This window comes from Synechococcus sp. WH 7805, from assembly GCF_000153285.1.
Taxonomy (GTDB): Bacteria; Cyanobacteriota; Cyanobacteriia; order PCC-6307; family Cyanobiaceae; genus Synechococcus_C.
Genome location: NZ_CH724168.1, coordinates 1,716,295 through 1,728,998 on the forward strand (window position 1 = coordinate 1,716,295; position 12,704 = coordinate 1,728,998).

The following is a 12,704-nucleotide window of genomic DNA, read 5'->3' on the forward strand; positions in this document are numbered from 1 at the left end:
CAATCGTGAACCCGCCGGAATGTGTTCTGGAAAGCGTGCTCTGGGATGTGGTGCTGTCCCTTCAGTCACTTCGACGGAGGCGAGGCGTTCCCCCTACCAGCAGGGTCACAGCGATCAGCAGGCCGGCACTCCCCAGAAAAGGACTGGTCTGTCCCAGCAGGTCATAGCTGAGTCCTGCCAGGGGTGGACCCAGAAAACTGCCGAGACTCTGAAGCGCTTGCAGGCTGCCGAGGGCTGCCCCCTGACCTTCTGAGTTCAGTCGCCTGGACACCAGGCTGCGCAGGCTTGGTGTCACCAACCCGGTGCCAGTTGCCAGAATCGCCACAGCACTGAAAATCCCTGCTTGCGCTTGTTCCGCCGACGTTGCTGGAATCAGCAAGCATCCCGTGACCACAAGGCTTAAGCCGATCAAGGTGAGTCGCCACTCGCCCAGACGTTTCACCAGCGGGCCGATCAATCCACCCTGAACCACGGTGGCCACGATGCCAACGATCAGAAATGCTGTGCTGGCCAGTTCGGGGCCCCAGTTGAACCGCTGTTTGAAATAGAGCACCAGGATGGCGGTGAAGCCGTTGAACGCCAGGAAAAAAAGGAAGAAGCTCAGGCAGAGCCGCCCGACAATGGGATTGGCTGTGACCTTGGCGACCTGGGCAAAGGGATTGAGATCCCGTTTGCGCGGCATGGCCTTGCGTTCCTCTGGAGGATGGGTTTCTGGCAGCAGTCTCAGAACCATGAAGAGGTTGACGAGCGCGAAACCGGTGGCGGCCCACACCGGCACGGTCACGTTGATGCGTGCGAGCTGTCCGCCCAGGAAGGGCCCCACGATGAATCCGAGCCCGAAGGCCACACCGATGAGCCCGAAGGCCCGGGCCCTCTGCTCGGGAGGCGTGATGTCGGCCAAGACGGCACTGGCGGTGGCGGCGGTTCCACCGCTCACGCCATCGATCAACCGCGCCAGAAACAGCAGCATCAAAGGCAGGGAGGCACCGGCTGGCCAGTCGAGGCTCACGGTGAGGGCGAACAGACCCAGGCCCAGCACCGATCCACTGACGCATGTGGCGATCACAGGCCGACGGCCGAAGCGGTCACTCAGGGCTCCGATCAATGGGGTCGCGGCGAACTGGGCGAGGGCATAGCTCCCTGCCAGCAGTCCAAGGGTGCGCCCGTCGGCATTGAAGCTCGCCAGCAGGAAGGGCAGCAGCGGAAACACGATGCTTTCGCTCAGCCGGTCGTTCAGGAGCGTGAGGAATGCACTCAGCAGGGTGGGGATCCGGGGACGCTGCAATCTGGCTGCTTTTCACAGGAGACTCACATTCCCACAGGCTACGGCGATGGCTTTGCGACCCATTCGTTCCACGGATGCCTCTTTGCTTCGAGAGATCTTTGCGGACGCTATTGAGAGCCAGGCCCCAGGCCTGTACACACCAGATCAAATCAGAGCTTGGACGTCTCTGGCCTGGCTTCCTGGAGTGCTGGATCGTTTGTTTCGAGACGGTGACGGTTGGATCAGCGGAGAGGGTGCGGCTTTTGCCATGCGTCAGCCGCAGGACCGGCTGGCTTTGCTGTATTGCCGCGGGCGGGCGTCACGCCAGGGCCATGGCACGGCACTTGTGAAAAGGATTGAGTGCGATGCCCGTGCCGATGGGCTGGCGCACATTCACGCAGAGGCGAGTCTGTTGAGTCGTCCCTTGTTGGAGCGATGTGGCTGGCGGTTTCTGAGGCACGAGACCTTCACGGTCGCAGGCGTGCCATTCGAGCATTACCGGATGGAAAGGCAGCTGCACAGCTGATCCAGTTGCTGCAGGGCTTGGCCCTTATCCATCACGGTCGTGGCCATGTCCAAAGCCGTTTCCAGACAATCGCTGAGGCCAGCAAACCAGAGATAAACACCGGCGTTCCAGCGCAGAGAGTCTCGAAGTGGTCCGCGGTTTTGCAATGCGTCCATGGCCTGGGCCTGCCAGGTGGTGAGGTCAGTCCACTCGACATCGGTGGCATGACAGCCGTGATCCCTTGGATGCAGGATCAATCGTTCTGTTTTGTCCCCATGCACCCGGGCAGTGATGCAGGCCCGTCCAATGGGCAGATCGGTGCCACCTTCCAACCCTTTCACGGTGAAGAGATCCGTTTCACCGGCCAGTTTTAGTGCCTCCCATGCCCGGCTTTCGGTGGGGGGGTGGACGAATCCACTGATCAGACGATGATCGCCTTGATGGGCGGTCCAGAGCAGTTCGAGACTCGCCACTGGGGGGCGTTTGCCCAGTTCATCCCTGTAACTGATCAAACTCTCGGCGATGGCAAAGTGATCGGGCTGGTGGATCAAGGCAAACCCTTGGTTATGCAAGCCGTCCTGAACAGTCTCCAGCGGCAGTCCCCGCAGATCGAGCCCGAGGCTTCGAAACAGCTCGATCGCCGTGATGCCGTACTTGATCGGCATGCGCTCACCGCCTTGAAGCACCACAGGCTGGTTGCAGCTCAGCAACACGAGGGTGGTGAGGGGATAAATCGGTGCTGTCCGAGTGCGCCCGTCATAGGGCATGCCGAAGCACAAAGGCGATCGTTGTCCCGGGGCACTGTGCAGAACCGGACCAAGTTTCCGGTATGTATCGAGCATTCCAGTGAGTTCCTGGGGCTCGGGACGGCGGATTCGATGTGCAATTAAGAAAGCACCGATTTGGGCCGGTGTTGCCTCCTGGTACAGCATGAGTTCAAGGGCATCAGCCGCTTCTTCGCGGCTCATGCCCTTGCTGGTATGTTCACCGCTCCCAACTTTGCGAAGGTGTTGCTTAAACCGTTCACGACCACTGGGAACAGTGCTTGTCACGTGTGGTCAAGCGGATCAATTTAGTGTTGAGCAGCGCGGAGGCCGTAGAGGTAGTTATTGATACCAAATGCGACAGGGGCAGTCATGGAGAGTCGAAATACGACAATCCGGCGAAACTGCCGTGAAGCGGGTGGTCAGGATTTTGGCGACCTTCGGCGTAATACAGCCGCTCAAGAATCAGGCTGGATGCCCCGCTGGATTCAAGTTGTTGGCTGAAAAAAAGTGAACTGAAAGAACGGAAGAGGGTGCTCATGCAATGAAGTCGATGACTTTCAATACAACAGATCTACGTGAGCACTGATGTGCTCAATGCTTCAAAACTGGATTGTCGTTTTGGTCGTCATTGATGCTTTTTGGGGGCCATGCCTGCGGGATTCTATTTTTGTAAATGTCTTATTGACATGACCTCCTCCACACTGACGACTGCATCTCTTTCTGCGCCTTCGCCGAGCACTGTCACAGCCAGTTTGATGGCAGCAAAGAAAGCCAAAGGCATGAGCTTCGCTGACCTGGGATCCGCGCTCGGGCTTGATGAAGTTTGGGTGGCTTCTTTGTTTTACGGACAAGCCACCGCATCACCAGAGGAGGCTGAAAAGCTGTCGTCACTGCTCTCTTTGGATCCTGCAATCACAGCGGCAATCCAGGAGTTTCCCACGAAAGGCAGTCTGGAGCCGGTGATTCCCACCGATCCGCTGATCTATCGCTTCTACGAAATCATGCAGGTGTATGGAATGCCGCTGAAGGATGTGATTCAGGAAAAATTCGGTGATGGCATCATGAGCGCCATTGACTTTACCCTTGAGGTTGACAAGGTTGAGGATCCTAAAGGTGATCGAGTGAAGATCACCATGTGCGGAAAGTTTCTCCCTTATAAAAAGTGGTGATCGCCTATGAAATGAAGTGAGCTTTTAAGGACAGCGAGTGGATTGATGCCCGGCACTGCCGGGCTTTTTATTGTCAGCTGCGGAATTGTTGGTTGAGTTGACGATGAGCCAGTTCTTGGCGTGTTGGATCCTCAGGTGAGGTACTGAGCTCTTGCAGTAACCGTTGACTGACTGGAGTGGCAATACAGCCGAGTGCTCGGAAGGCTGCTTCAGCAATCACCAACGAATTGCTCCGACACAGTTCTGCCAGGCATTCGCTGATTGCTTCACCATCCCGACGCTGAAGTACACGAATGGTGGAGATCACGAGTGGATCGCGACAATCATTCAGCAGATCTGCGCAATAAGCGAGGAGCTGTTGATCCGTGAGTGTGTGAGCACGGAAGCTGATCAGCTGCAGGCCGGTCAGACGATGTTGGAGTCCGGGGTGCTGCAGGCAGGCATGCAGGACTGATTCGGGAACGTCGGCTCCCCAGCACGACAGGGCCTGAAGCACACAGAGATGATCGTCGTTCAGATGACTGGGTTCATGCAGTCTCTGCAGGAGCCAGTCCCGGGCCTCGCGTTGATGGCACAAGCCTGCAGCGAGGATTAACTCGTTCTGGTCACCGTGGCGATGCAGGAGACGCAGGATGATCGGCCAGCCACGGTCAGCGAGGGATCCCAGTTTTTCGCAGAGCGCTCTGCGTAGATCAGCAGAAAGGCTGGAGGAGTAGGACTCCTCCAGCCAGGAAGGCTCCAGTGGAGCCCTGCGTGATCGTGACAGCCGCTCCCAGAGAATGGCTTCGTCAACACTCATTGGGCTCAGCGCGCTCCCAGTTCTGCTGCGAGTTCGCGCTCCAGTTTCTCATCGTGTTCCTTCGGAAGCACGTTGTCCATGGTGGTGCGGTGGGTGCTGTAGAAGAGCATGCCGATGAACACCATGCCTCCCACGATGTTACCAAGAGTGACGGGAAGGAAGTTCCAGAAGATCACCTTGGTGTAAGGAACGCCAGAGCCAAGGATTGGTCCCGCTGTGTGCAGAAACTGATTCACCACGATGTGTTCCATTCCCATCGATTGGAACGCAGTGATTGGAAGCCAGCAGGCCAGGATCTTTCCTGGAACGCTTTTGCTGACCAGTGCCATGGTGACGCCGAGGCATACAAGCCAGTTGGCAACCACGCCGCGAAGGAACGCCAGGAAGAAGCCCATGCTTCCCAGTGCTTCATACTTTTTCTCAACGTTGATCTTATTGAGAGCCATGATTTTCTGAGCCACAAGGTCCCAGATCGGCGCGCCGACATTATCGGCTGCTCCATCCATGGTCCCGCTGGTCAGGCTGATCGCCATGATCAGTGCGACGACAGCAGTACCGATCCAGTTACCGATCCACACCCAAGTCCAGTTGCGGAATGTGGCTCCCCAAGTGCAGCGACCGGCCCAGGTGGCCATGGGCAGCAGAGCGAAATTACCGGTGACCAGTTCCATGCCGAAGAGCACGATGCTGGCGAAGCCGAAGGGAAACAGCAAGGAGCCGACAAAGGGCGCCTTCACGGTGATGCCAACGGTGAGTGCCAGGATCACTGCCAAACCAAGGATGGCGCCTGAATAAAAACCACGCAGCAGCAGATCTTTGACGCTGACGCTCGACTTTTTGCCGCCGGCGGCAATCATGCCGTCGACAAGTTCATTGGGGAGAACGTAATCCATGAGTCTGTTTCAGAAGTTAAGTGTGTGAAGTCAGCCAGAGATGCGGTTCATCAGTTTTGAGAAGAAGTCCTTGCCACCATCGTTGTGAGTGATGGTTTTGGGCGCAGTTCCTTGGGCACTCAGCCAATTAACAAACTTGGAAAAGATGTCGGTTGGTTCTGCCATTGTTAGAGAAGGTGATACGTTTTGAAGTGTGACGGCCGTGACTTCAAAAGGAAGCGCCACGGCCGTGCAGATTCAATCAAAAGGGGCCTCAGCTTTTGGCTGTTGCTCCGAATTGCTCGACCAGAAGATTTTTCAAAACAGTTTTGATTTGGTCGGCAGGAATCGCTTTCTGTTTCACTTCACCCACTGTTGGATTTTCCCCTTGGGATCCACCAGTGGTGAGCATGTAACCCTCACCCATCACACCGTCGCTGTTTTTGGCTTTGGTTCCGGTGAGTCCGATGGCGCCCATGAAGGCCTGACCACAGGTGTTTGGACACCCTGTCCAGTGGATCTTCACTTCTTCAGAAAGGTTGAGCTCCTGGTCAAGCTCTTGGGCGATCTTTAGGGCCTGGTCTTTGGTGTTGGTCAGGCCAAAACTGCAGTAGGTGTTTCCTGTGCAGGACACCGTTCCCGCTGCAATGGACCCTGGCTCTAATGGAAACCGTTGCAGTAAAGGATCAGCTTTGAACGCTGGAATGGCCCCATCAGGCAGGCCCACCATGATCACGTTCTGATCTTCGGTGAGCCGCACTTCTCCACTGCCGTACTCAAGGCTTGCAGCGGCGAAGTCCTGCAGATCCTGAGCCGTTAGGCGACCCACTGGGACATGAAGGCCTGCAAACGACAATCCTTCCTGTTTCTGGGGATGGATTCCGTAATGAGAACGGGGCGTGGTGGCAAAAACGGAACCTGGATCCGGGGTTAAAGGTCCAAACAGTGTTTCGACTTTCGATCGGAAGGCGTCAATTCCCAGTGCATCCAAGTAGAAGCGGAAGCGACCTCTAGGACGTTTATCCCGTTCACCGTTGTCTCTCCAGAGTGAAATCACAGCATCGGTGATGCGGCAGATTTCGTCCGGCCTCACCCAGGCATTCAAGGGTATGGCGTAGGCGTTCATTTGCGATGAAAGGATGCCACCGACCCAGACGCCGAAGCCCATCTCGCCATCCCGCTCGACAGGATGGAAGACAATGTCGTTATGGAGGAGAAAATTATCTTTGGCGCCTGCGACGGCTGTATTCCATTTACGCGGCAAGTTGGAATAGTCGGGATTGCCTTGACAGCTGTTGGTTAGGAAGTTCTGAAGTTCAGTGGTGTATGGACGGGTGTCGACAATCTCATTGGGATCGATTCCAGCGAGAGGGTTTCCGGTGACATTGCGGGGGTTGTCAAAACCTGATTGGATCGAGCTGAGTCCTGCTTCCTTCAGACGTTTCAGGATTTCGGGCAAGTCATTGAGCAATACTCCGCGAAGTTGCAAATTCTGACGCGTTGTGATGTCGCAACTGCCGCTTTCGCCGTAGCGCTCAACGATGGATGCGACGACACGAAGCTGTTGGGCTGAGAGAACACCATTTGGAACTCTCAGGCGCAGCATGAACTGCCCAGGGGTTTTGGGACGCCAAAACATTCCATACCATTTCAGGCGCAGTTGGAGGTCCGTTTCGTCAACCTGTTCCCAACCAATTTCGGCAAATTTTTCGATCTCAGGTCCCACTAAAAGACCGTCTTTTGCTGCCTTGTTCTGCTCGATCTTATTGAGCTTCTTGCCGTCCAGATAGGGTCTAGAGGGAGAGCTGATCGTCATGATCTTTTAAAAGAAAGGACGGACTGATCACTCCAAACAATGCGTGAATCAATCGATAACGGACCCATGGTCCAAAAGCGTGTCAGAACGAAAGTGACGCTTAGATGTAGTGAACTGGTTCGTACCGTTGCTGTCGGTAGCAGTTTGAACAGTTTTCAAGCCCTGCTCGGCTCTGGGCTGGCAGACCAAAGTGTTGCTTCGGCTACACCTTGGAAGCATTGGCAGCCGTAGAAGGCTTTCCTCTGCTTCTTCAGTATTGGCGTCCAACTTCGCCAAGCATTCGCACAGCTCCGTGCCTCAGCATCTGCCACACCCTTTTCATGGCGGCGAAGTCCCGGTCCAGTTCGCTTTGAAATCGGTCCCCGTCCTGCCGTCGCTGGCTGTTCGGGCGATAACGTTTATCAATACGCTTTCGTTCGGAACGCGCCTCCATTGCGGCACGGTTGGAGTATCGACGGGAGGGCATGGAGATCAACTTGGTCATTACACACCGATGACAACAGCCGCCCCTGCATCGAGGGCGTGGCCATTGCTACCAAACAGTGTTTCGAAGCCTCAACGTGCAATCCGTTTGGTTGTTCATGGCCGTGCCGGTGGCGACGTTCCAGTCGCACTGCGACGGCTTTGTCAGTCCGTGCACTCGCGTCGTCAGGCACCTGTCGAGCTTGAGGTCCTCACCGGGGCTCCAACCCCCGCCCGATCAGACGAGTCCCTCTGGCTTGTGCCGATGCTGCTCTGGCCTGGTTCGCATGCGCGTATTGATGTTCCGATGATCCGCACTCGCCTCCGGACGGAGGGCCAGAACGTCACACTCCTGCCGTTTCTGGGTGCGTGGACCAGCTGGTGGACCTTGGTGGCTCGTGCGCTTCAACTGCATCCATCAACGGGTGTGTTGATTCATCACCCACTCCGCCCAGGCTTGGCTGACCGCTTCTTGGCCCAGCTATCGGTCCGTTTGGGACGTCCACTGGTGTCGTTTGATCAATGGCCCGAGTATGAACGGCAGCACCCAGATGCTCAGCCGCTCACCCTGGCGCTGGCTCCAAACCGGATGACGGAGTCCCTGGGGGAGGCTGGAGAATGGCCCCCTCTGCTGGACCATCCCCTGATCCGTCAGGGCCTGATCGATTTGCTTGTTTCCCTGCCGTGACCGCTGCTGACCGTTCTGGAATTGTCTATCTCGTTGGTGCTGGTCCGGGAGACCCCGAGCTGCTCACGCTGAAGGCGCACCGTCTACTGCAATCCTGTGATGCGTTGGTGTACGACTCGCTCGTGCCACGGGAGGTTCTGGATCTTGTGCCAGAACACTGTGAACGTCACTTCGTGGGGAAGCGGAGGGGTCACCACTCCGTCCCGCAGCCGAGTACGAATGCCGTGCTGGTGGAGCTGTCGGCACGTCACGCCTGTGTGGTTCGCCTCAAAGGTGGGGACCCTTTCCTCTTCGGTCGGGGTGGCGAGGAAGCGGCGCATCTCGTCAAACATGGCGTGCGGGTGGAGGTCGTGCCTGGTGTGACCGCTGGGATTGCTGCACCGGCCTATGCGGGTATTCCCGTCACCCATCGGCGCGCAGGGTCTTCGGTCACGTTCGTGACGGGCCACGAAGAGATTGACAAGCGACGCCCGTCGGTGAACTGGCGTTCCCTGGCGTCTGCGAGTGATGGTCTCGTGGTCTACATGGGGCTTCATAACCTGCCGCGCATCGCTGATGAGCTGATGGCTGGTGGGCTCAGTCCCGACACTCCTGTCGCCGTGATTCAACAGGGAACCGTGGCCGGACAGCGTTGTCTTCAGGCCATGCTGTCGGAGATCGCAGAGCGGGTGCGCCAGGAACAGTTCGCGTCCCCGTCCATCGTGGTGGTCGGCGATGTGGTGAAGGAGCAGATCAGCGCCTGTGCTCCCGAGCCTGCGGCCGTCACGATGCCAATCCCCTTTTAAAGAGATCAGGCTGGATGGTCGGATGATTCTTTCAGGCGCGTCCGGATCTGCGCCAGGTTGCAGGGTCGAGTTTCCGGATTGAGCTGCGCTGCGATCAGTCGGTCCCAGGCTGTGGTGACGGCATCCAGGGATCCCGGCAACACGAACACAAACGTACCGTTGGCGACCCCAGCGAGACAGCGGCTCTGCAGTGTGCTGGTTCCGATGGATTCAAATGAGAGCACACGGAAGAGTTCGCCAAAGCCTTCCATGTGTTTGTCCAGAAGCGGGCTGATCGCTTCCGGGCTCCCATCCCGTCCCGTGAGCCCTGTGCCACCGGAGGTGATCACCACATCCACGATCGGATCAGCGATCCACTGGCTCACCGTTGCTCTGACCCGATAACGGTCGTCAGCACAGAGCTCACGGCAACACAGTTGATGGCCTGCGTTCACCAGACGTTCCTGCAGTCGGTCTCCGCTTGGATCCGTTGCAAGAGTTCGGCTGTCTGAGATCGTCAACAGGGCGATGGACAGCACGCGGATTCTGCAGGGCATCGGACGCGGTCAACGCTAGAACCTTGACGGTGAACCGTTCTGGTCATGGGTGAGATGCGAGTCAGTGGTGCGTGCACGGTTCAGGTGCTGCTCTTTGCGTCTTTGCGTGACAGGGCCGGCTGGTCGAGCCGACCGTTCACCCTTTCATCGCAGACGGGGTGCACAGCACGCGACATCTGGCAGCTTCTCGATCTCGGTGCTTGGCCTAATGGTGTGCGTGTCGCCGTCAATCAGAGCTTCGTCTCCGAGCATCATCCGCTCGCGGAGGGAGACGAGCTGGCGTTTCTTCCCCCATTCACGGGAGGTTGAAGGATGGACATTCCATGCGATGCAGTGCATGTCGCCATTTATGCCCAACCGTTTTCCGGAACGGATCAGCTGCATGGCTGGCTTCAACGCGCAGCCTCAGCCGCTGCGGCCACGGCCGTGTTCATGGGGCATGTACGGCCTGAAACCATGGACGGTGCTCCGCTAGAGGCTCTGGAACTCAGCCACTACCCAGGCTTGTGCGAGCGCCTGCTGGTGAGCCTGGCCCAACAACAACTGCGCGATCACGGCGCACAGTCCGCCCTGGTGTTGCATCGAGTCGGCCGGCTGTCCCCGGGCGAGCTGATCGTGTTGGTGGCTGTCAGTGGAGATCGTCGGGGACCGGTGCAACGCTGCTGCTCTGACTTGCTCGAGTCGTTGAAACACAAGGCACCGTTTTGGAAACGGGAGTGGAGTGGTGGTGTTGGCACATGGCTTGCGGCGAATACTCCGCTCTGATCCCGTTGACATGTCAAAGAATTCGTCGCCGCAGCAGTTGGGCCCATAACCGTTGACCGGTCTCTAATGGGCCCGAGTCCGCGGGAATTTCCACGAGGAGATCCGCGTTCTGCAGAGATCCAATGCGCGAAGAGGCTTGGGACCCATCGATGCGGGCGAGCAGTTGTCCATCTGGGCTGCAGTCCAGTGAGGCCCGAGCCAGTTCCGGTCGTCCGGGTTTGCGCCGGTAGGGCGTGGCCAAGTGCACGAGCACCCTGGGCAACAGTTCAGGATTCTGCTGACCTTCAAGGATTTGCAGGGCTGGCCAGAGCAGCTGCAGAGCGGTGATGGTTGCTGCGACAGGGTTACCCGGCAAGCCGAACAATGGCACTGCATCGCCGACCCAACCGAAGGCGAAAGGGCGTCCTGGCTTCAGAAAGAGTTTCCAGAACTCCACCTGGCCAAGTTCCTGCATCAGAGGTCGGATCCAGTCACTGTCTCCTGCCGAGACGCCACCGGTGCTCACGATCACGTCGCAGCTCGCGGCCAGATCCAGGATGGCTTGTTTGAGAAGGTGGCATTCATCGGCGACCAGCCGGCACTCCACCGCTGGGTAGCCGAGACGTTCAAGCATGCCTCGGATCAGCGTGCTGTTGCTCTCCCAGATCGCTCCGTTGCTGCGTTCCTCCCCTGGTGGAACCAGCTCATCGCCCGTGACCAGAACGCCGATCTGAGGTCGTCGATGCACGTTCACGTGGGAGATGCCGCAACTCGAGGCACGTCCAATGTCGGCCACACCGAGCCGTTCCCCAGGGGCAAGGAGCAGGGAACCCTGGCTGCATTCCTCGTCTGCGGGTCTGATCCACGGGTTGGACGATGCCTCCCTGATCAGGCGGATGGTGCTGTTCTGATTGGCAACCAATTCCTGGGGAAGAACCCATGCAGCTGCTTGCGGAAGCGGCGCCCCCGTGAGGATCCGGATCGCTTCGCCGGGATGCAACGTTTGCTGGTAGGGATCAGCAGGCGCCGAGCGCCCTACCACCCTCCAGCTGTCTTCGGCGTTGGGTTGGCAGTCTTGGCCCAAGGCATACCCGTCCATGATCGACGCGCGAAACCCAGGCACATCGGCCGGAGCAAGGACAGCGTCGGCAATCACCCTGCCTAGAGCGTCTTGGAGAGGCACTACCTCGGAAGTGACTGGTGTCAGCCGGGTTCGGCTGGCTCTCAGTGCATCCAAAATCCGTTGGCGTGCTTCGTCGAGTGGAAGGCCTTCACGGCCATAGGGTTCAGCGCTTCCAGTGGCCATGGCGACCCCCGTCTTTCTCGAGCAAGTGAATCTGTCGGATTGACATGCCTGGATCCACCGACTTCAACATGTCGTAGAGGGTGATCAGCGCGGTTGAGACCGCTGTGATTGCCTCCATCTCCACACCGGTCTGCCCTGTGGTGCTGCACGTGGCCTGGACACGCAGTCCAGGTAACTCCTGGGCAGGTTTGATCTCCACCGTCAGTCCACTAATCGGAAGTGGATGACAGAGAGGAATCAACTCAGCTGTTTTCTTTGCCCCTTGAATGCCAGCGATGCGGGCCACCGCAAAAACATCCCCCTTCGGAGTGGTGCCGTTGAGGACGGCCTCCAACGTTGAAGTGAGCATTAGCAGTTCGCCAACTGCGGTCGCCGTGCGTTTGGTGACGGCTCTGTCGCCGACATCCACCATGCGCACCTCACCGTTTTCGGTGAGGTGCGTGAGTCGCTCAGACATGCAGGCCGAAGGCTGATCGATTTCAGTTTGATTCGGTTGTGCCCAGAACGGACCACATTGCGGCCTGTGAGGCGATCACAGGCTCGACCTTGCTTGCTTGGCCAGCGTTCAGGGAAGGGCGAGCTGCCGAGGCTTGGCTGCGAACCATCTGAACAGCAAGGGAAGCAACGATGAAAGCTCCGATGAATCCAGCAGCGATGGTGATCGGGCTGCGAACGACTTGGCTGGAGGAGGCGCTGAAGGTCATTCTTGAATTGACGCGAATTAGAGCATCATGGAGACAGGCTGTAAGAACCGTTACCGAACGCACTGAAAGTTTTCAAAGTTGTTCCCTGCTCCTGGTTGATCACAAGCAGGCCGGAGGCCAGCCCTTCGGATGCGAGCCAGCCATGGGCAGAGCCAAACAACAATCCAAGGGAGAGGGCGAAACGCATCCGATTGGTCAGTGAATGAACGAAGCTTCGATGGTGCTGATCAAACGCTTCGTCGTGGATGTCACTGTTTTGAGCTAAAGAAGAAAAAACGGTTGTTCCT

General features: G+C 57.7%; 19 protein-coding genes. 6 read left to right on the forward strand and 13 right to left on the reverse strand.

Translation table 11 applies throughout. The features are described from left to right. Positions 1 to 61 precede the first annotated feature (61 nt). Positions 62 to 1,285 carry a tetracycline resistance MFS efflux pump gene (locus WH7805_RS08875; RefSeq protein ID WP_006042722.1) on the reverse strand — a complete coding sequence of 408 codons (1,224 nt, stop codon included), beginning with the start codon at positions 1,283 to 1,285 and terminating at the stop codon, positions 62 to 64. Positions 1,286 to 1,331: 46 nt separating this feature from the next. Between WH7805_RS08875 and WH7805_RS08880 the strand changes: the two genes are divergently transcribed. Next, complete coding sequence (locus WH7805_RS08880) at positions 1,332 to 1,790, forward strand: GNAT family N-acetyltransferase (protein WP_006042723.1); 459 nt, start codon at positions 1,332 to 1,334, stop codon at positions 1,788 to 1,790. On the opposite strand, the gene WH7805_RS08885 is transcribed toward WH7805_RS08880, so the two are convergent. Both WH7805_RS08885 and WH7805_RS08890 read right to left on the reverse strand, forming a co-directional pair. Beyond that, positions 1,760 to 2,821 carry an anthranilate phosphoribosyltransferase family protein gene (locus WH7805_RS08885; protein WP_006042724.1) on the reverse strand — a complete coding sequence of 354 codons (1,062 nt, stop codon included), beginning with the start codon at positions 2,819 to 2,821 and terminating at the stop codon, positions 1,760 to 1,762. The two genes, WH7805_RS08880 and WH7805_RS08885, sit on opposite strands and share 31 nt — an antisense overlap. Before the next feature lie 82 nt (positions 2,822 to 2,903). After that, complete coding sequence (locus WH7805_RS08890) at positions 2,904 to 3,074, reverse strand: hypothetical protein (RefSeq protein ID WP_006042725.1); 171 nt, start codon at positions 3,072 to 3,074, stop codon at positions 2,904 to 2,906. Positions 3,075 to 3,222: 148 nt separating this feature from the next. Here WH7805_RS08890 and cynS point away from each other — a divergent pair, with 148 nt between their 5' ends. Continuing rightward, positions 3,223 to 3,705, forward strand: coding sequence for a cyanase (gene cynS, locus WH7805_RS08895; protein WP_071933702.1), 483 nt, complete (start codon positions 3,223 to 3,225; stop codon positions 3,703 to 3,705). Positions 3,706 to 3,778: 73 nt separating this feature from the next. Here the strand turns inward: cynS and WH7805_RS08900 are convergent, their stop codons facing one another. The 5 genes from WH7805_RS08900 to WH7805_RS08920 form a co-directional block, all read right to left on the reverse strand. Further along, positions 3,779 to 4,504 (reverse strand): hypothetical protein, encoded by a 726-nt coding sequence (locus WH7805_RS08900; protein WP_006042728.1) that lies wholly within the window; start codon positions 4,502 to 4,504, stop codon positions 3,779 to 3,781. A 5-nt stretch (positions 4,505 to 4,509) separates the two neighbouring features. Beyond that, on the reverse strand, positions 4,510 to 5,397 hold the full coding sequence (locus tag WH7805_RS08905) for a formate/nitrite transporter family protein (protein WP_006042729.1): 888 nt from the start codon (positions 5,395 to 5,397) through the stop codon (positions 4,510 to 4,512). Positions 5,398 to 5,427: 30 nt separating this feature from the next. Further along, positions 5,428 to 5,622 (reverse strand): hypothetical protein, encoded by a 195-nt coding sequence (locus WH7805_RS08910; protein ID WP_232198988.1) that lies wholly within the window; start codon positions 5,620 to 5,622, stop codon positions 5,428 to 5,430. Positions 5,623 to 5,650: 28 nt separating this feature from the next. Beyond that, positions 5,651 to 7,192, reverse strand: coding sequence for a ferredoxin--nitrite reductase (locus WH7805_RS08915; RefSeq protein WP_006042731.1), 1,542 nt, complete (start codon positions 7,190 to 7,192; stop codon positions 5,651 to 5,653). A gap of 250 nt (positions 7,193 to 7,442) precedes the next feature. Then, positions 7,443 to 7,676 (reverse strand): hypothetical protein, encoded by a 234-nt coding sequence (locus tag WH7805_RS08920; RefSeq protein ID WP_232198989.1) that lies wholly within the window; start codon positions 7,674 to 7,676, stop codon positions 7,443 to 7,445. A 150-nt stretch (positions 7,677 to 7,826) separates the two neighbouring features. On the opposite strand from WH7805_RS08920, the gene WH7805_RS08925 reads away from it, so the two are divergent. Together WH7805_RS08925 and cobA are read left to right on the forward strand one after the other, a co-directional pair. Continuing rightward, entirely contained in the window at positions 7,827 to 8,342 is a 516-nt protein-coding gene (locus WH7805_RS08925; protein ID WP_369776003.1) for a DNA mismatch repair protein MutS, read from the forward strand. Next, positions 8,339 to 9,127 (forward strand): uroporphyrinogen-III C-methyltransferase, encoded by a 789-nt coding sequence (gene cobA / locus WH7805_RS08930; RefSeq protein WP_006042734.1) that lies wholly within the window; start codon positions 8,339 to 8,341, stop codon positions 9,125 to 9,127. The genes WH7805_RS08925 and cobA overlap by 4 nt, the downstream gene beginning before the upstream one ends. A gap of 5 nt (positions 9,128 to 9,132) precedes the next feature. On the opposite strand, the gene moaB is transcribed toward cobA, so the two are convergent. After that, positions 9,133 to 9,663 (reverse strand): molybdenum cofactor biosynthesis protein B, encoded by a 531-nt coding sequence (gene moaB / locus WH7805_RS08935; protein WP_006042735.1) that lies wholly within the window; start codon positions 9,661 to 9,663, stop codon positions 9,133 to 9,135. 45 nt (positions 9,664 to 9,708) lie between these two features. Between moaB and WH7805_RS08940 the strand changes: the two genes are divergently transcribed. Next, complete coding sequence (locus WH7805_RS08940; protein WP_006042736.1) at positions 9,709 to 9,972, forward strand: MoaD/ThiS family protein; 264 nt, start codon at positions 9,709 to 9,711, stop codon at positions 9,970 to 9,972. 3 nt (positions 9,973 to 9,975) lie between these two features. Next, positions 9,976 to 10,428 (forward strand): molybdenum cofactor biosynthesis protein MoaE, encoded by a 453-nt coding sequence (locus tag WH7805_RS08945; protein ID WP_006042737.1) that lies wholly within the window; start codon positions 9,976 to 9,978, stop codon positions 10,426 to 10,428. Between the two features lie 13 nt (positions 10,429 to 10,441). On the opposite strand, the gene glp is transcribed toward WH7805_RS08945, so the two are convergent. From glp to WH7805_RS14445, 4 genes are read right to left on the reverse strand one after another with little or no spacing between them, the layout of a single operon-like run. Then, a complete protein-coding gene (gene glp / locus WH7805_RS08950) occupies positions 10,442 to 11,713 on the reverse strand; it encodes a gephyrin-like molybdotransferase Glp (RefSeq protein ID WP_006042738.1) in 1,272 nt (423 codons plus the stop codon). Continuing rightward, on the reverse strand, positions 11,694 to 12,170 hold the full coding sequence (moaC, locus tag WH7805_RS08955; protein WP_006042739.1) for a cyclic pyranopterin monophosphate synthase MoaC: 477 nt from the start codon (positions 12,168 to 12,170) through the stop codon (positions 11,694 to 11,696). Before moaC ends, glp begins: the two co-directional genes overlap by 20 nt. 22 nt (positions 12,171 to 12,192) lie before the next feature. Further along, a complete protein-coding gene (locus WH7805_RS08960) occupies positions 12,193 to 12,417 on the reverse strand; it encodes a hypothetical protein (RefSeq protein WP_006042740.1) in 225 nt (74 codons plus the stop codon). A 25-nt stretch (positions 12,418 to 12,442) separates the two neighbouring features. Then, complete coding sequence (locus tag WH7805_RS14445) at positions 12,443 to 12,604, reverse strand: hypothetical protein (RefSeq protein WP_006042741.1); 162 nt, start codon at positions 12,602 to 12,604, stop codon at positions 12,443 to 12,445. Positions 12,605 to 12,704: the final 100 nt, after the last annotated feature.

Coding starts and splice junctions, on each gene's coding strand:
- moaB (WP_006042735.1), bottom strand. CDS start 9,663: ATGCCCTGCAGAATCCGCGTGCTGTCCATCGCCCTGTTGACGATCTCA.
- WH7805_RS08900 (WP_006042728.1), bottom strand. CDS start 4,504: ATGAGTGTTGACGAAGCCATTCTCTGGGAGCGGCTGTCACGATCACGC.
- WH7805_RS08880 (WP_006042723.1), top strand. CDS start 1,332: ATGGCTTTGCGACCCATTCGTTCCACGGATGCCTCTTTGCTTCGAGAG.
- WH7805_RS14445 (WP_006042741.1), bottom strand. CDS start 12,604: ATGCGTTTCGCCCTCTCCCTTGGATTGTTGTTTGGCTCTGCCCATGGC.
- glp (WP_006042738.1), bottom strand. CDS start 11,713: ATGGCCACTGGAAGCGCTGAACCCTATGGCCGTGAAGGCCTTCCACTC.
- WH7805_RS08920 (WP_232198989.1), bottom strand. CDS start 7,676: ATGACCAAGTTGATCTCCATGCCCTCCCGTCGATACTCCAACCGTGCC.
- cynS (WP_071933702.1), top strand. CDS start 3,223: ATGACCTCCTCCACACTGACGACTGCATCTCTTTCTGCGCCTTCGCCG.
- WH7805_RS08940 (WP_006042736.1), top strand. CDS start 9,709: ATGGGTGAGATGCGAGTCAGTGGTGCGTGCACGGTTCAGGTGCTGCTC.
- WH7805_RS08945 (WP_006042737.1), top strand. CDS start 9,976: ATGGACATTCCATGCGATGCAGTGCATGTCGCCATTTATGCCCAACCG.
- WH7805_RS08915 (WP_006042731.1), bottom strand. CDS start 7,192: ATGACGATCAGCTCTCCCTCTAGACCCTATCTGGACGGCAAGAAGCTC.
- moaC (WP_006042739.1), bottom strand. CDS start 12,170: ATGTCTGAGCGACTCACGCACCTCACCGAAAACGGTGAGGTGCGCATG.
- WH7805_RS08960 (WP_006042740.1), bottom strand. CDS start 12,417: ATGACCTTCAGCGCCTCCTCCAGCCAAGTCGTTCGCAGCCCGATCACC.
- WH7805_RS08905 (WP_006042729.1), bottom strand. CDS start 5,397: ATGGATTACGTTCTCCCCAATGAACTTGTCGACGGCATGATTGCCGCC.
- WH7805_RS08890 (WP_006042725.1), bottom strand. CDS start 3,074: ATGAGCACCCTCTTCCGTTCTTTCAGTTCACTTTTTTTCAGCCAACAA.